Source organism: Alteromonas sp. CNT1-28 (assembly GCF_022348345.1).
Lineage (GTDB): Bacteria > Pseudomonadota > Gammaproteobacteria > Enterobacterales > Alteromonadaceae > Alteromonas > Alteromonas macleodii.
The window spans coordinates 78,422-95,614 of the sequence record NZ_JAKREZ010000025.1 but is presented as its reverse complement, the minus strand read 5'-3'; the positions used below and the strand labels follow the sequence as shown (position 1 = coordinate 95,614).

Genomic DNA, 17,193 nt, shown 5'->3' with positions numbered 1-17,193 from the left:
TGGACTGCCTAGAGCAGCTCAGCAAGCCCGAAACCAATATCGATCAACTACTACCATGGCAGTTTACTAAGCGTTAGGTGGGATTAGCGGACGCTTACTCTATTTTTAATATTCTGAAAAATAGAAAAATCATTCCTCACTTAAATATTCATTCTACTTATAGAAAATTTCAAACTGCAAATCAATTATCCAATAGCAATCTTTATAATTTCATAAAGCCTAGATAAGTGGTAATTTTTCGTTACTCTCATTAAAGTTAGTAGTGAAAAAGCCACAATGATAATCAAATTAACAGCGGAAAATAAAGGGGCAACAATGAGAAATGTAATCTCATTATGTATCAAAGAATAAAACGAAATAGTCGTCGAGGTTAATTTAATCCAAATCAACACCACGCAGACTATGCAGAAAAAAGAAGATAAAACAGGATAAAGATGCCTTATATTTTTCTTGAACAATACAATTGTTATCATTACGCTCGTAACAACTCCAAGTAGCACTCTTATCCAAGCTAAGTCAATAATTGAGCCTGACAGTGATAAAACTAAGATTAAAGAAAGAACAATAGAAACAAGCGAAATACAATCAAAAGTAAATACTAATTGAACTCTTCCTTGGGCAATTAAAGCAGTTTCTATGACTTGCATTAAAGTCCAATACAAGAATAGGAACACAAGTATTGGAAGAAGCTCAATAGCTAGCTCCCAGCCTGGGCCAAGCAAAACTAATATGATTTGCTCAGCGAACATCCAGAAGAAGGCGCAAATGGGAACTGACACTACTAGCACTACAACAAGAGAAAAAGCCACATTGTTCAACAACTCTTCATTTTTATCGCTATCTTCTTTAAACGCACTTAAGAGAGGCTCTATAGCGGGTGCAAGTAAAAAGTGTGCTGGCATCATCGCTAACTCCCTTGCCATATGATAATTACCTAGCGTCAATGCAGAAAAAAACTTTGAAACAAACACAGTGTCACACTGGGACCTAGCGTAACCGACTATATTTTTTCCAAGCATCCATTTAGAAAACTGCCACTGCTCCTTCAACCCGCTCAACGTGAATTTCAATTTTTTCTTCGCAACAATGTATGAGAGTAGAACACCGAAAATACTGGCGATAATATCGGTCATCACAAATGCCCAATAACTTTTAAGAGTTATTGCAAAAATTAAAAGTATAGGTACGGCAAACAATCTTTCTATCAAAGTAGTCCAAAATAAAACCGTAAATTTCAATTGTCTTTTCAACAGAATATAAGCTGGGGAACGTAATGCTTGTAGCGGTAAGATCAAACTGGCTACACAAAATGCGCTTGTTAATTCCGGCTGCTCAAAGAAAACTGAGATTACAGGCGCAAGTACAACTATCAATACAGATATTAGTGATTTTAAAAGTAGGTTTGCAGTCCATGCAGTATAAAGATCTGCAAATGTTACTCTTTCTTTTCGAATAACATATTGCTCGCTAGCTACATGGGATAAAATATCAAAAAAGTAAATAGCAATACTTATGATTGCAATATACCCAAACTCTTCAGGGGCTAGTATACGCGCCAACAGCATTGTGCTGACTAAGCCAAGCATTTTACCGATAACTTTTGCAGACGCTGACAATATAGCGCTATTTAAAACTTTTCGAGTAACTGTCACAGTCCGAACAACGCCTTCGCTTTTTTCACATGTGCGTCCCAATCGAACGAGGTTTTCACGTGCTCCACTGCACTTTCGCCAAAATGTACAAAGCTTGAATCTTGTAGTATCGGTAGCATTCCTTTAACAATGCTCTGAGGACTAGAGCAATCGATTATTTCACCTGTTTTACCAATAATCATAGTTTCAGCGGTTCCTCCCGAGTTACCGGCAATAACAGGCCTACCACAAGCTTGAGCTTCAACTAGCACCATTCCAAACCCTTCTATGTCACTTTCGATTGTACGATTGGGCAAAATGAAAATATCACATTGTTGATAGGACTTTATCAAAGCTTCGTCATTTAAATCGGTATAGACCGCCGCACTACTACTAAGTCCTGAGCTATCAATAAAAGAACGCAGCTCAGCCTCACACTCTCCACGTCCAACAATGGCATAAAACAAATCGGGGTATGTTTTTAACAGCTCAGGCATCGCAGCTAGCAGATGGTCTTGGCCCTTTCGCCTTTGTAAACGCCCAACTGTAAGAAGTACTCTTTTCCCGTCCCAATCCATTTGGGTACGAAAGGCTTGGTCAGCTAAGGCGGGTATAAACTTACTAGTGTCCACTCCAGGATGTAAGACTTCGCACTTATTTTTAGTCTCAAATCCTAATGCAGCAACTAAATTTCTGGAATTTTCACTATTACATACCAGTGTTTTCGACCCTCTACAGGCCCACTTAACCAACAAGGCTTGCTCCCGACTAGTGGCAGCCGTTTCTACATCTTCACCATGGACGAAACAAATAAAAGGGACTCCAGTGAGAAGTTTTACTATCCTTGCAATAACTCCTTCATGGATAACTCTTCCGCAATGAATTTCATCAATTTTATGGCGCTTTACCAGCTTTAAAACTTGTTTAACCATTCTAAAATAGAATGTGATACCAATTTTGCTATTGAAGCCCCACTCATCTGAGTGCATTGGCATTCTTTTAACATTCAAATCATGCTGCTTATCGAAAGCTTGATCCCCTTCAACACTGTGAGTAGCAACAATGATGTTCTGTCTCGGTAGTCTAGAATATAGCTCCCAAAACCACCTGCCGCTTCCTCCATCAATAGGTGGAAAATTCTCTGTAAGTAGTAAGATTTTCTTCATTGTTGTTTTTTAAAGCCTAAGAATGTGTTTTGTTATTGAATGAAAATCGGATTAGAGTAAGCAGATAACTTATGTTCATCCAAACCTTCCAGTATTACTCGCGATCTAATAAAGCATTTTTCAACTGAGTCTGATTTTGACATTAAAAGCTGAAAGACACTTTCTTCAGGAGGGAGAACTTTTTCTATTGCGGTTACCTCTCCTCCCCTACAGTTTGATATTGTATCCACTCTCAAAAAGTCATCTTTGTATTTTTCTGCTCTTGCAACTGCTACATTGACTAACATGACTTCGTCTTTGTTTCCTAAGTCAATTGTCGCTCCTGAGTAAGCAAGCGTATTTTCTTTCCCGACCTCAATATTGAACTCATAGTCATTGAGTAAACCACCATGATCAGCCCAAAATGTACCATGCTGAAATGCGCTTATAATCCCACTGTAAGTTTTATCGGGCACTTCCAAGTGGATTCGCGAGAAACTGCAGGGAGGATAATCCAAACCTTCGTTATGAAAATCTGAAGAAGCCACGGCACCCCACACCCTCTCACCGGAAGCAAGGAGAGTATCCCAACCACCACCAATATGTGCGACAAAGGGGTCCCAACGATCTTTGGTCTTGAACAAAGCTTTGTATGAGCCAACCGCGCTATTTTTCTGATGACCTGGCGCCCCACTAAAAGCAGTTAAACTCAGCCCCTTCTGGTTGAGCTCTTTGAAGTCGTCGACGTTTTCACTCAACGACTCATCTTTTCGGCTTGGATGATTATAAATTGTTATGTAATCATTCTTTTTATCAGCACCACTGAAATAGGACTTTATGACATTGATAAACGCACCATCATCTCCCAGATTATCACGTTTAAGTATTTCACTGAGCTTGGGCAACAAATAAGATTCATGCTTCGGCGATACTATTAAATTCAAATGCTCACGGTCATTGTAAGAAGGAATACCAATCTCAATACCAGAGAAAATAAGTAGGCCTTCAAACTGTTCTCTTAACCTGCTTATTTCTTTTAGCTTTGTTTTTGATACTCCCCTTCCGTAACCTGAATGATCAGTTACGGACATAGCATCGCACCCATTAAAATAAGATAGCTCAACGAGTTCAGCAACTGACAGAGCCCCATCAGAATAGTCTGTGTGAGCATGATGATCGAAAATAACTTGTCTGTTTAACCCTGCCCAATATGGCTGGATAACCTGCGTTTTCCCGTCTGGCAATAACCATATGATCAAAGCTGAGGTGAGAACAATCATTGCGATTGTAATTTTGCTTATACTAGAAAAATACCACGACCTTTCACGTTCCGCATTCTCATGAGTTCCCTTTTCATCAAATGACGAGTCACCCAAATCATTACCAGCCGCTGAAACAGGCAGCACTTTTTTACTTCTGAAATATCTGATAATCGGCTGTTCAATGAATCGATACGATAATGATGCCAAAACAATAGTCGCTCCTAATGATAATAAGCCAAATAGTAGCCATTGTTCTGAAACACCTACACCAAACTTTTCTAACATTATTTTGAATGCTTTTTGCAGTGGATAATGAAATATATAAACCCCATAGGAAATCACTCCTAACCATCTGATAAACTTGAATTCCAAAAACTTACTTGTCAATTTGCTAGAGGGCACTAAAAAAATTAACGCTGATAAAAGTAAGGGAATATAAGGAAAGTTGTATCGTCCGAACTCCAATTGGAAAAACTCGTCCAGTGGTGTAGCCAAAATAATAAATGTACTACTCACTATGAGAAGTATTAACACATCATAAAATAGTTTATCGACATGCAACTTTTTCTTTATAAATTGACTCGCAAAGAGTGTTCCTAATAGAAAATGAGGAAGGTGGCTGGCTAAAGAATATGTTATTGCGGGGCTTGTTGCACTCGCAGCGTTCACGCCAAAGGGCCATACTAACGAGAACGTCAAAGGCCAATTGAAATTAGGTGACATCCACTCAAGGAGTAATTTATACCCAAGAAACCAAGCAACGATAAATACAATTAATGTAATTTGCCCTATGTGATATTTAAGCTGTCTCAGCGCTATAAAAATTAGGGGGAGAAATAGGTAAAACTGCATTTCAACTGCCAGCGTCCAAAATGGCGGATTGAAACTCATAACCTGACTATCTTTCAGATTGTGCAAGAAAAATAAATGGGAAATTATGTTGTTAAATGACACTTCCGGCCCAGAAAACCCCTTTATCATCAAAAGCCCCAAAAAGCATAGATAATATAGAGGAACTATGCGCACAGCCCTGTGTTTGAGATATGTCAGAGTATTGGGGGTTTCCTGTCTTTCCAAGCCTTGCCAAAAAGGTATAGAGAGGAGAAAACCACTTAATGCGAAAAAAAGAGCGACGCCTGTATTACCGTTTATCATCCAGCGAGTAAAATCAATAGGCCCTAACGAAAGTTCCACATTAGTAAACTGCTGAAAATGAACTATGAATACTGCCAATGCAGCAAATGCTCTCAAGCCATCTAGTCCCCTAATATAATGGTTCTTCTCTATGGTCCCCATTGTGAGTTGTCCATTTTCCAAGCTTCGACTAATAATATTCGCGCTATCGCTATTCACGCTTTTAGAAAAGGGAGCCATGCTCTGTGGTTCAACTAGATTTTTCAGTAAATACCCCGATATCAACACCAATAAGAAATCCGTAGACTCAGGCACTGAATTGGTAACAAAAATTTGCCCTACTTCTGAGAGGAAGACTATAGAAGCAACTATGCCCGCTGAGAGTTTGAGCTTATTGTTTGAAGTATATAAAAGAACAATTGCACTTGAATATAGGAGTATTTTCTTAGAAGTTGCTAATATATTAAGCAAGATATTCCCGTTCAACGCACCTGAAAATGGTACCCATTCGAATTTAGAAATCTGCGTCCGAAATTCAAATGGGTAATAACCATTCAAGACTATTGCAACTAATAAAACTGTTGCCAATGCAGCCTTATTTATATCTATAAGTTTTTTTGAGGCGAAAAAAATGACTAGAGCAAGCGTCGCTCCCAATAGCTGAGACAAATTTATATCATTAGCAATAATGAAAAACTTTAATGCCAACACGCATATGGTTATAGGTATTAGTAGACGACATCGTTCGAATGAAGGGTTTGCGCGTGCCAAAAAGAAAAACACCAAAACCCAAGTCACAGTATGCTCGAATAACCAATACACATCTATAGAGGGGCTATAGATTAGGTTCTTTATATTCTCTTTAAGGATCCCAAAGTCCATAGTGGGGGCAAAGGGCGCTAACTTGATTACGAGTAAACCAATCCCCAAAATAGCGAATACTTTAGATTGTAAATTTACCTTTTCAGAATTTAGTAAGCGTAAATTATTAAATCTAAAGGCTATCGAAGATCCAACAATAGCACCAATAGTATTTAGAACAGCATCCCCCCCCCACGGTACTCGCCCTATAGCCCACAGCTGTAATACTTGTACAAAATAACCAAAGGAAAAAGCAGTAACGACACACCAAAAAAGGAGACTGCGTTTTTTTGAGAAATTCCAACCTAAAGCGAAAAATAAGCCATAAGGAATGAACAGAATAATATTAGATATTCCATCGGTGATTCCCGCATCAAGGAAATTGAAGTGAGCTAAAGGAATTGCGGTAGAAAGGTTTGGTAAAGCGTAATTAAAGTTAAAAGGATATAGGGAGCCATAGACAACCAAAAAACAAACAAAAGCAAAAACCTTACGCATATGTTTCTACTCCTTTAATAACCCTTATTTTAGGCTCTTTATCTTACTGCCCAATTCACTAAAATCATAGTTTTGAGGAACAACAACTATAGCAATTGTCCCCATCTCTCTATTTCCCTCTAGCGCTTGCCTAATTTCATAAAGTTTAGCATTCACTTTTGAGTTAAAATGCCTTTCCCCTACACTCAACCAATGTACAACTTTAATTATTTGTCCATTGGGGGAGCTCAAATAATTTACTCGAAGGTTAAGTGCAATACTCTCTATCCATATTTCTTCATTTCTATCATTTACCAAACTCCACAACTCTGGGTTATAGATTCTGTTGAGCTCACTAACTAATTCATTATTTACACCGTCGAATTGAGCTTCGTAGAAAGAAATATTGCAGCTGTTATTTGTTCCAACAAAGTGCTCTTCTTTTCGATTTGTCGGGTTATTAAAAACTGGGGACAAATCAAAACTAGTAGCTTCACATAATGGCAGAGCTATAGAGAAAGTGGACTGCTGAGCACTGACAGGCAAAGTTCTATTGTCAATTAGATAAAGCCAAGTATGAGCCATTAGCATTACCGTTACTAAACTCATACAAAGTAGGAATGAATGCTCTATTCCTTTTTTACAATAAATTTTTTCTTTTAATTCTCGCTTGTCTGTTTTGTGAAGCAACTCACCGATACCTAAAAGGCAGACAATCACAAAAGCAAAGAAAAACCAACCATAGATAAGATGGTCAGCTCCTGCTGCATATTCCATATCAGTCCAGTAAGCTATGAGAATGATTCCGTAAACTCGTACTATATTTGCGATAACGGGAAACAATAAGGAGACAAAAAGAAATAGAACCTTACGCTTTGTTGAAACTAGATTTAGGTATGCGTATAAACTGCCAATAACGAAACTAGCGATAAAAAAGCTCACTCCAGAGCATGCCTCAGCAACTAAAAAACGTCCTTGTGGTATTTCTATATATAAGCCGCTCCTAAATAGCGGAACTCCAGTTAATTGCAGAAGCATAACTGAACCGTCTGCCGCAATTTCCTGAAGATAAGGAATTAACTGCTCTCCTACAGGAACACTAAACAACATAAAGCATAGCGGAAACAAAATACTTACAGCGGCCTTATCTCCGACCATAAACCATATTAGGGCAGGAAGTAGACTAAAAGTCGCAAGGTGCATGAATAACTGAACGTCGCCAGCAACGCCTACAATGTATAGAAAAAAGGAAGGTACTATTACGATTAACGCCAAAGGTGATGGAGTTAACTTGTGAGATAAAACAACATTTCTCTTCAGGTAAATAAGATAAAGAGAGCCCGGGACAATAAAAAAGCCATGATTAAAAATCTCATTACCGTACCAAACTTGGACAACTGAACTAATTCCTTCCCAGCAAAAGGTAACCCAGAGTAAGAGAATTAATATACTTGAGAAATAATAAGATTTATTGGAGGTGAAGGAAAAGTCACTCACTGAAACTTGCTCTTTCAATTCGTTTTTTAAGGCATCTCGCGTTTCCATCTTCACTTCCTTGCTTAACTTCCGCTTCGGGTAAAACTACAACCGTGACTACAGTACGTCACTATGGTGAATAATCACTTTATCTCGTAAGCTTCTTGCATTGTTACCCAGTTAAAGTCTTTAAGCAGCTTTTCTACTTTGCCTTCCATTCTTGACAAGTTGATGTAGTGGCGAGCTTTAGACTTCCATGGTGCAGAATTAAATTTTGGTTGTTCAGCATCTATCTCCCAAGGATGGAAATAGAAACTGTATGGCGCACTTTCAGATTGCATGAACTCAGTAATACGGCGCTTAGATAGCCAATAAGGATAAAGACGAAAATAACCGCCACCACCAATCCCAATATTTGTTCCTTTTTTACGAACTGTTGGTATTGGAATTTCTATCAGACCATTCTCACGTTTGTATTTAAAGCGCGGCCAATCTGGTACACCATAGAGATCGTGGTTGATTGGATAAGTACTAGAAGAATAAACAAAGCCGAGCTCCTTTAGGATATCGTACGCCCACGTATTCGAATCGTTAATTGAAAAACTCGGCGCTCTATAGCCTTTTAACGCCACACCGCCTATATCTTCAAGAATATCTTTACTTTGCTTAATATCATTGAAAAGCTCTTGCTCGGTCATCGTTGTAGCGCGCTGATGCGCTAGTCCATGACTCGCTAGCTCGTGACCTTCACTTACTATCCGTTTGATAACATCTGGGCAGCGCTGCGCCACCCAGCCTAACGTAAAAAATGTCGATTTAACGTTATTTTGAGCAAACAAATCTAGAAGGCGATGGGTATTATCTCCCACTCTCAAGCCGATCGAATCCCAATCGCTTTTGTTTACTACGCCTTCAAAAGCAGAAACTTGAAAGTAGTCTTCCACATCTACTGTCATGGCATTGAGTCGTTTATCTAGCTTCATGATTATCGCCCTTTGCCAAACAGTACAATTTCAACCGTACGGATAAGTATCAAAATATCTAACAGCAAACTTTGGTGTTTTACATAATAAAGATCGAACTTAAGCTTTTCCATAGAGTCTTCTACGCTGGCGCCATAAGGGTAATTGAGCTGTGCCCAGCCAGCTAAACCTGGTTTAACGTTATGACGCTGATTGTAATAGGGCACTTCGCGTACAAGCTGCTCTACAAACTGAGGTCTCTCTGGACGAGGTCCGATAAATGCCATTTCACCTTTAAACACATTTAAAAGCTGTGGTAATTCGTCTACGCGGTACTTTCTAATAAAGTGGCCAATACGAGTAACGCGATCATCATTCTTGCTTGCCCATTTTGCGCCATCTTTTTCTGCATCAGGTCGCATACTTCTGAATTTAATTATTTTGAAAAGCTTTCCGTTTAACCCCACTCGCTCTTGTTTATAGAAAACGGACACACCTGTACGTCTGCCATCATCGCAATAAATAATGAATGCGGTAATCAGCATAATTGGCCAAACAAAGAGGAATATGATGAACGCTAGGAACGCGTTGAGGGTGTAATCTAGCGCGTCTCGCAAATAATTCTGGCTCTGAAATCCATTGGAATAAATGACCCAACTCGGGTACATCAGGTTTACCACTATTTGCCCTGTTTCTCGCTCCATGAAATCTAAAAGCTCGGTAACTTCAATCCCTCTCAGCCTGCAGTCAAAAAGCACTTCTACAGGAAGCGTTCCACGACGTTGGTCGCAAGCAATGACTATTTCTTCTATTTCATTATCTGCAATGAACTGCTGAAAACTCTCGTCTACCTTAAGATGAATAATCTTCTCTTTTCGAATTCCGTCTTCGCGATTGTCTCCTGGAATTGGGATGAACCCTACAAGCTCAAACCCAATTCTATCCACATCTCTGCGCATACGCTTTTCAATAATTGAAGCTCTTTCCCCTGCCCCAAGGACTAATATGCGCACTTTCCCTAGGCCCAATAAGCCGAGACGGTTTGTGAAATACCTGAAAACAACTAAGGTTATAATAATTGAACAAACCGATGCCGGCAGGAAATAAGAATCCATAACCAAGTCATCAAAAAATGCTCGACTTAGCACTTCGACTAAAAAATAACTCAGTCCCACGCTAACGAATATGCGACGGATAATACCTCTGAAAGTTTCTCTTAACTTCGCTTCATACAACCCAACGGATAACGAACACAACAATATTGAAACTGTAAGCATTCCTACGTTGATTATCAGTTTTTCCACCGCCACATTTGGCGACATTCCAATTTGCGTAAGGATAAAGTGAGAAATATAGCCCATGTAAGCAATGAGCAACGCTTCTGTTATTACTAGTATATTTGAGCGTTTATTTTGATTGCGCTTGTTTACTGCCACCCCTGGCCCCCTAAAACTGCGGCGTTTTTCCCATCATAAAGGGATTTATTCCAATAGACTACAATTGTTATTGGCATTATAGTGACATTTACCGTAGGGTAAACGACAAAAGCCATAAATTAACCATAATGAGTGTAGGATGATCTCTTATGTTCCGCTTTAAAAAACTAATAACGTGCTGTGCTCCACTTTTACTTATCGGTCTTAATGGTTGCAGTAACACTGGCACTCTGCCTGAAGCAACTACCCGACCTTCACTAACTACCAATGTTAACGATTACCAATATCTAATTGGCCCAGGTGATTCCCTAACTATTTTTGTTTGGAGAAACCCAGAGGTTTCTGGCAATTTTATTGTTCGACCGGACGGAAAGGTGACCACTTCTCTAGTGGAAGATATTGATGTGGCTGGTAGAACACCAACAATGCTTGCAAGGGAAATAGAAGAACAGCTTTCTACCTACATAAACAACCCAAGAGTGACGGTAAGTGTGAACAATTTCACTGGTCCTTTGAGTGAACAGGTTCGCGTGATTGGTGAAGCCACAAATCCGAGTGCGGTAAGCTACTCCGAGCACATGACGTTACTGGATTTAATGATAGCCGTAGGTGGTTTAACAGAATTTGCAGACGGCAATAACGCGAAACTGGTTCGAGTAATCGCCGGAAAACAAAAAACGTTCGAAATAAACATTGACGATTTGATAAGAGATGGTGATATCTCAAAAAATGTCGACATGCTACCTGGTGATATTGTAATTATTCCAGAAGCTTGGTTCTAGTTGTAAAGCAGTAAACGGAACACATAATAAAATGCAGGACTTACAACAAACGCTAATCCAAATTCTTGATTACATTAAGGGAGTTTGGATTAAGAAGCGTTACGTGATTATTTTTTCATGGCTTATCTGCCCTATTGGCTTTTTATACGTTGCTAGCCTTCCCGATGTCTACTCTTCAAAAGCCCAAGTATTCGTAGATACTCGATCGGTGTTGCAACCATTACTTCGCGGGCTAGCGATTCAAACAAACCCCGACCAAGAAATTCAGATGATGGCTAAAACATTGCTCAGTAGAAGTAATGTTGAGAAAATTGCCAGAGAAAGCGACCTAGACATTACTACCACTACAGAAAATGAATTTGAGTCTCTTGTGACTTCATTGACAAAGGACATCAAATTATCTTCAACTGGAAGAGATAACATCTACAACATTTCATTTTCGAATGAAGCTCCTGCTGTGGCGCAAAGAGTAGTTCAAGAAACTCTAGATCTGTTTGTAGAAGGTGCACTTGGAAACAACAGAAAAGATACGGATACCGCGGGACGCTTTTTAGATGAGCAGATTGCCGAGTATGAATCTCGCCTTAGTGAAGCGGAGCAGAGATTAGCCAATTTTAAACGTCAATATAATGATATTTTACCACTGGCAGGCTCTTACTATTCCAGCTTACAAAACTTGAATAACGAGCTTGAAGCTACCCGCTTACAAATAAGACAAACCCAACAACAAGCAGAGACACTTAAAAAGCAAATTAGTAGTGCAAAGCAAAATGATAGTTTTGGAGTAACCAACCAAGATGAACCGGTGCTCCGAACCCGTTATGACGAGCGTATCAAAGCGCTAGAAGAAGAGCTTGACCGATTAAGCCTTCGCTTTACAGATCTACACCCTGATGTCATCGAAACAAAAGCGCTCTTAGATAGCTTAGAAAAGTCTCGAGACCAAGAAATTAAAGCATTTCTAAGTGCTGATGGCGACGAGCAGAATCAACCGCTTTCTGAATTAAATCGAGAGATAAAACTCGAAGCTAGTCGCCTAGAAAGCCAAATCGCTTCACTTCAGGTAAAAGAAACCGATTTACTACGTAAGATCTCTGAACTAGAAAGCAAAGTAGACTTAATTCCTCAAATTGAAGCAGAATCATCTTCGCTCAATCGAGAGTACGGTGTTACAAAGCAAAAATACGAAGAGTTACTCTCTCGTAGAGAGTCAGCTGATCTTTCAAGAAGAGCTGATGTGTCTGCAGAAGACCTTCAATTTCGAATTATAGAGCCGCCGCTTCTGCCCAAGCGACCTTCAGGCCCCAATAGGCTTATTTTTTACACCGCTGTGTTAGTTATAGGTTTTGGTTCAGGCATTGCAATTGCTTTTCTCATAAGCCAACTTAATCCTATCTTGATTCGACCTAAGCAGTTACTCAATGTATCTGATTATCCTATATGGGGTACTGTAACCCACTTGAACATTGAGCAGATAAATAAAACAAATAGAAACCGACTTTTCGTGTTTCTGCTTTCCAGTGGTACTATTTTGGCAATGTACGGTACCTTGGTCGCCGCTGAAATTATGAATATAGATTTATTTGGAGGGCTTCTTTAATGAAAAATACAATTGAGAAAGCACTTCAAAAACAAAAAGAGGCGAAAGCAGCAGGTCAAAAGACTTCGTCTACAGACAAGCTTGAAGACGCTAATCACTCAAACGTACCTGAAGAGTCGAAGGTATCAATTGACAAACCTGCACCCGCAGAGCTTCCTGCTGAAACCGTGATCGCTGATGAAAAGGAATTTATCAATAAGAAATCTCCACTCGACGAATTTGTTATTGATTTTGCCCGCCTCGATAAGAATGGGCATATTTCGCTTAACGGTGAGAGAAAACAAATTAATGAAGAGTACCGAGAAATAAAGCGTAAGCTTTTAGCAAATGCTTTTGGTTCATTAGCGAAAACCCTTCACAACCCGAACATTATTATGGTTACCAGTAGTCGCCCTTCTGAAGGGAAGACATTCACTGCAACCAACCTGGCAATGAGTATCGCGTCGGAGCAAGATAAAACCGTACTGCTAGTGGATGCTGATGTGCTTAAGCCTAATGTATTAAACACTTTAGGGTTAGAGCGTCGTAAAGGGCTAATGGAATACTTGACCGGGGACGTTGACGATATTTCAGATGTGCTGTACCCAACCAACATCGATAAGCTCAAAATAATTCCTGCGGGAAAATCGCATCATTTGTCTACCGAACTGCTAGCTAGCCAGAAAATGCATGATACTGTTAACGAATTTGCTAACAGATACCCAGATCGAATAGTTATTTTTGATACGCCTCCTCTTATTGGTATAAATGAGAGTGCGATTCTTGCTAATTTTGCAGGCCAAGCGGTTGTTGTTGCCGAAGAGGGCAAAGCGAAAATAAGCGATATTAAAATGTCTGTGGAGCGATTGAACCCAGAAATGGCCATAGGATTTGTAGTGAACAAGTCTGTACATAACGACACCGATGGAAGCGGATATTATGGGTATTATTACTCAGAGCGCAGCGAATAGGCGCGATACAATGCCTAAAAGCAGAATAATAAAGCCGACACTTGTTGCCGTAGCCGTCGCAACAAGTCTACCGGCTTTTGCAAAGCTTAACGTTAATGCTGTTGCTACAGCGGATACCATCTACCAAAGCGTTGATACGGAGGAAAATGGCAACCGTTCACTTACCACAGTGACTGTGGCGCCTAAAGTAAACGCTACTTATCAAACAAGAACATTTCAAGGATTATGGTCTGGTACCTACACCCATCTTGAACGCGATAACGACGATGCTAGCCAGCGCCAAGATTACGCAGAGTACAGCTACTCAGCGCAATGGGTACCTTTTGAAAATTTGTTATCTTTTCAAGCGGCTGGCGCATTAAGTTATCAAAATACTAATGCTTCAAATTTTTTAGTAACAGACTTTATCGCAAATTCTGACAGCTTGGCAAAAACACGCTCCAACAAACTTTCATCAACGTTGAAACTTGAACAAGGCGACTGGATAAGGGGGCAAGGCACAGCCTCATACTCAGATACAGCTTCAGAGCGGTCTTTGACTAACAACAATGCTCTGGATAATGACAGTTACCAGCTCAATGGCACTTTACTTAATGGTGATGAAGCCAAGTATTTCATCTGGTCAGTTACGGGCACTTACCAGAATACCGAACAAGGACAGGTAGCCAATAGAGACTTCGAGTCGAGAACCGGTAACGGTTATATAGATACTCGAATTTATGGCGACTGGGCCATTCGTTTAACTGCAAGGCACGAAGCCAACCAGATCTCTGACAGAAATGACACGGGTAGTTTAGTCAGAGAGTTTAATTCATATGGCGCGGGCTTGACCTATAGACAAGCTGAAAATCGTTATATCTCAATTACGGCAAATAAAAGTGATTCCGATATAGAGGATGACGACGGTGAAACATTCGTAGGTGTTGATATGCAATGGGCTTTGAGTACCCGTACTCGCATTGCGGCTACATACGGGCGTCGTTTTTATGGTGAATCGGCATCAGCGAATATTAGCTACAATTCCAAATACTTACGCACCTCATTCAGCTATTCGGAAGACGTGACAAATACTTCTCGCTTGTTAGCTGATCCAGAGAACTTGGGCGTATTTGTTTGCCCAGCTTCATCGACATCCATTGCTGACTGTTTTCAGCCCAATAGCTTAAGTTATACACCCTCCGCGGGAGAGCAATTGGTTCAGCTTACTTCTCAAAATCTAGAGTTTGACGACAACATCATTCTGCGAAAAAGTGCTAATTTTCAAGCAGGTTATGACTTTTCTAGAATTACCCTCGCTTTTTCTTGGCGATATGCCGAAGATGATTACTTAGACGAAGATAGACTAAGACGCACCTACTCTTTCGGTACAAACGTAGCCTATAAAATTGGTAGCTATACCAACATAACTAGCAGTATTAACTACGCCAATATCACAGGTCAGGGTGCAGAAGACGTATTCAGAGGCGAAAGCGACAACTGGAATGCATCCATTGGTTTAGAAAGAGAGTTCGGTCGCCGGTTAAAAGCAAGTATTGATGCTAGGTACCTCAAGCAAGAGGGGGGTTTGAATACGGGCATATCTCAGTTTGGTAACAACTATACTGACAGACGCTTAAGCGCCTCTATTACCTACACCTATGACTAATTCACTGACTTTTTCAATCTACCGGTTGTAGTTTGTAGGCAGTACTAGTCAACTAAACTCAAAAAAAAAGCGCCCGATTTTACGTTAGTAAAAAGGCGCTTTTTTTGTTTATCAAATGATGGTGGCTACAAAGAAAGTATCACTCTTTCTTATCATCACTCTTAAGTCGGACATACGTTTTGAACTTCTTTTTCATAAGCTTATCAACGTATTGCGTCATTTTCACTTTTTGTGAAATGGCGTCATCTAAAGCATCAACTAATTCTGCTAACATATCCAAGTAGTATTTGGTGTCGCGAATAACATTGCCTTTAGGTGTCATGATAGTTTGGCTTTCAGGGTGGTCAGCAAAGCCCATATGCTCCGTCACTTCCGCGCCCGTTTTATCAGGCTCGAACATCTCTGCTTTTACTTCTTCAATTACTTCGTTTACCGCGTCCGCGTCAAAGCTCTCTAGTTCTTCTAAAAAGCCATAAAGCATTACCCTATCCATTAGGGTATTAATTTTGCGAGGAATACCGCGAGAGAACATGTGAATTCGTTCAAACGCCTCTTCACTGAATAACTGTGAGCCATTCCATCCCGCGTGGTGCAATCGGTACTCAATGTATTCTTTGCACTCTTCCAACGAAAGCGGAGCGAGATGACAAGACGCCACAATACGTTGCCTAAATTGCTCCATATTCGGTGCGCGTAGAATAGGCTGTAATTCTTCTTGCCCCAGCAAAAAGCTTTGAATCAACGGTTTGCCGTTCAGCTGAAAGTTACTCAGCATTCTTAGTTCTTCAATGGTCTCTAACGGAAGGTTTTGCGCTTCATCAACCAATAGTAAGGCGCGGCGACCCGCTTTGTTTAGATCGTATAAGAAAATTTCAAGCGCTTTTAAAATATCGGCTTTTGAGCGACCTTCCGTAGGGATATCAAATTTAGACGCGACCATTTTTACCAGTTCGTCTGGCGACAGCTTTGGCGTAACTATTTGAGCTGCCGCAATGTCGTCTTCAATTTCTTCAAGTAAGCTGTTTGCTACGGTGGTTTTCCCGGTTCCAATTCCGCCGGTAATAACGATGAACCCTTCAGCTTGAGAAAGTCCATACTGTAGATAAGACATGGCGCGTTTGTGCCATTTACTTGCGAAGAAAAATTCTGGATCTGGGGTTAACTGAAACGGTTTCGAGTTAAGTCCATAATAACTTTCGTACATGCAATTTACCGTTTTTCCATTAAAAATGTGCGTTCGAAAACATGAGTGCGAACACGTGAGTTCGAAACAGCGCGCTTATTCTCGTATATATGGTAACCAACATCGCGCGATTATCGAAGTAATATATTTACGCCGAGTCTTTAGGGCTGGTTGATCTATGTTGTACAGCAAAGGTCAACAAGCACTAGTTAATTCTGCTAACATAAAGCTACGAGAAATTTCTATACATTGAATTACATTGGCACAAAGTATACCAGCCAACGAAGGCAATACCCACCAGGGAAGTACAAAAGCTACGTGGTATCTCTACTTAGTTGAAAATAAGCTTGGCCAACTCTACACAGGAATTACCACTAACCCCAAGCGCCGCATAGCGCAACACCGAGGAGAGTTAAAAGGGGGCGCCAAGGCCTTAAAAGGTAAGGCACCACTGACCTTTAAAGCCATATTCGAAATGATTGACAAGTCACATGCCTCAAAGCTTGAATATGAGGTAAAGAGAATGAGCCGCCCTCAAAAAAACGGGATTATTCGTAAAGGGCAACTCAATGAGCTAATGTGTATGAAAACCCAATTTGAAGATTAAGACATTGGGTTGCGTTAGATTCGTTATCCAGAAAAGAGTATG

General features: G+C 40.2%; 12 protein-coding genes. 5 read left to right on the top strand and 7 right to left on the bottom strand.

The features are described 5' to 3' along the window. Window positions 1–185: 185 nt before the first annotated feature. From MHN02_RS15125 to MHN02_RS15100, 6 genes are all read right to left on the bottom strand, one after another. Window positions 186–1,652 carry an oligosaccharide flippase family protein gene (locus MHN02_RS15125; RefSeq protein ID WP_239247134.1) on the bottom strand — a complete coding sequence of 489 codons (1,467 nt, stop codon included), beginning with the start codon at window positions 1,650–1,652 and terminating at the stop codon, window positions 186–188. Further along, window positions 1,649–2,797: a glycosyltransferase family 4 protein gene (locus MHN02_RS15120; protein ID WP_239247131.1), complete on the bottom strand. Its 1,149-nt coding sequence runs from the start codon at window positions 2,795–2,797 to the stop codon at window positions 1,649–1,651. Before MHN02_RS15120 ends, MHN02_RS15125 begins: the two co-directional genes overlap by 4 nt. A 32-nt stretch (window positions 2,798–2,829) precedes the next feature. Next, complete coding sequence (locus MHN02_RS15115) at window positions 2,830–6,531, bottom strand: acyltransferase family protein (protein ID WP_239247128.1); 3,702 nt, start codon at window positions 6,529–6,531, stop codon at window positions 2,830–2,832. Between the two features lie 24 nt (window positions 6,532–6,555). Next, window positions 6,556–8,055, bottom strand: a complete 1,500-nt coding sequence (gene xrtA, locus MHN02_RS15110) for an exosortase A (protein WP_239247126.1) — start codon at window positions 8,053–8,055, stop codon at window positions 6,556–6,558. Window positions 8,056–8,129: 74 nt separating this feature from the next. Further along, window positions 8,130–8,969 carry an XrtA system polysaccharide deacetylase gene (locus tag MHN02_RS15105; protein ID WP_239247124.1) on the bottom strand — a complete coding sequence of 280 codons (840 nt, stop codon included), beginning with the start codon at window positions 8,967–8,969 and terminating at the stop codon, window positions 8,130–8,132. A gap of 2 nt (window positions 8,970–8,971) precedes the next feature. Beyond that, window positions 8,972–10,384, bottom strand: a complete 1,413-nt coding sequence (locus MHN02_RS15100; protein ID WP_014977095.1) for a TIGR03013 family XrtA/PEP-CTERM system glycosyltransferase — start codon at window positions 10,382–10,384, stop codon at window positions 8,972–8,974. A 149-nt stretch (window positions 10,385–10,533) separates the two neighbouring features. Here MHN02_RS15100 and MHN02_RS15095 point away from each other — a divergent pair, with 149 nt between their 5' ends. From MHN02_RS15095 to MHN02_RS15080, 4 genes are read left to right on the top strand one after another with little or no spacing between them, the layout of a single operon-like run. Beyond that, window positions 10,534–11,166, top strand: a complete 633-nt coding sequence (locus MHN02_RS15095; protein ID WP_014977096.1) for an XrtA/PEP-CTERM system exopolysaccharide export protein — start codon at window positions 10,534–10,536, stop codon at window positions 11,164–11,166. Window positions 11,167–11,197: 31 nt separating this feature from the next. Beyond that, window positions 11,198–12,766, top strand: coding sequence for an XrtA system polysaccharide chain length determinant (locus MHN02_RS15090; RefSeq protein ID WP_239247122.1), 1,569 nt, complete (start codon window positions 11,198–11,200; stop codon window positions 12,764–12,766). Further along, on the top strand, window positions 12,766–13,716 hold the full coding sequence (locus tag MHN02_RS15085; RefSeq protein ID WP_239247120.1) for an XrtA-associated tyrosine autokinase: 951 nt from the start codon (window positions 12,766–12,768) through the stop codon (window positions 13,714–13,716). Before MHN02_RS15090 ends, MHN02_RS15085 begins: the two co-directional genes overlap by 1 nt. Before the next feature lie 10 nt (window positions 13,717–13,726). Continuing rightward, window positions 13,727–15,361 (top strand): TIGR03016 family PEP-CTERM system-associated outer membrane protein, encoded by a 1,635-nt coding sequence (locus tag MHN02_RS15080; RefSeq protein ID WP_239247118.1) that lies wholly within the window; start codon window positions 13,727–13,729, stop codon window positions 15,359–15,361. Between the two features lie 139 nt (window positions 15,362–15,500). On the opposite strand, the gene MHN02_RS15075 is transcribed toward MHN02_RS15080, so the two are convergent. Next, a complete protein-coding gene (locus MHN02_RS15075; RefSeq protein WP_014977100.1) occupies window positions 15,501–16,565 on the bottom strand; it encodes an XrtA/PEP-CTERM system-associated ATPase in 1,065 nt (354 codons plus the stop codon). Between the two features lie 238 nt (window positions 16,566–16,803). On the opposite strand from MHN02_RS15075, the gene MHN02_RS15070 reads away from it, so the two are divergent. Continuing rightward, on the top strand, window positions 16,804–17,151 hold the full coding sequence (locus MHN02_RS15070) for a GIY-YIG nuclease family protein (protein WP_014950250.1): 348 nt from the start codon (window positions 16,804–16,806) through the stop codon (window positions 17,149–17,151). Window positions 17,152–17,193 lie beyond the last annotated feature (42 nt).

What these genes read in the sequence shown, in the direction of transcription:
- MHN02_RS15120 (WP_239247131.1), bottom strand. Translation starts at nt 2,797, where the DNA reads ATGAAGAAAATCTTACTACTTACAGAGAATTTTCCACCTATTGATGGA.
- MHN02_RS15115 (WP_239247128.1), bottom strand. Translation starts at nt 6,531, where the DNA reads ATGCGTAAGGTTTTTGCTTTTGTTTGTTTTTTGGTTGTCTATGGCTCC.
- xrtA (WP_239247126.1), bottom strand. Translation starts at nt 8,055, where the DNA reads ATGGAAACGCGAGATGCCTTAAAAAACGAATTGAAAGAGCAAGTTTCA.
- MHN02_RS15105 (WP_239247124.1), bottom strand. Translation starts at nt 8,969, where the DNA reads ATGAAGCTAGATAAACGACTCAATGCCATGACAGTAGATGTGGAAGAC.
- MHN02_RS15095 (WP_014977096.1), top strand. Translation starts at nt 10,534, where the DNA reads ATGTTCCGCTTTAAAAAACTAATAACGTGCTGTGCTCCACTTTTACTT.
- MHN02_RS15090 (WP_239247122.1), top strand. Translation starts at nt 11,198, where the DNA reads ATGCAGGACTTACAACAAACGCTAATCCAAATTCTTGATTACATTAAG.
- MHN02_RS15085 (WP_239247120.1), top strand. Translation starts at nt 12,766, where the DNA reads ATGAAAAATACAATTGAGAAAGCACTTCAAAAACAAAAAGAGGCGAAA.
- MHN02_RS15080 (WP_239247118.1), top strand. Translation starts at nt 13,727, where the DNA reads ATGCCTAAAAGCAGAATAATAAAGCCGACACTTGTTGCCGTAGCCGTC.
- MHN02_RS15075 (WP_014977100.1), bottom strand. Translation starts at nt 16,565, where the DNA reads ATGTACGAAAGTTATTATGGACTTAACTCGAAACCGTTTCAGTTAACC.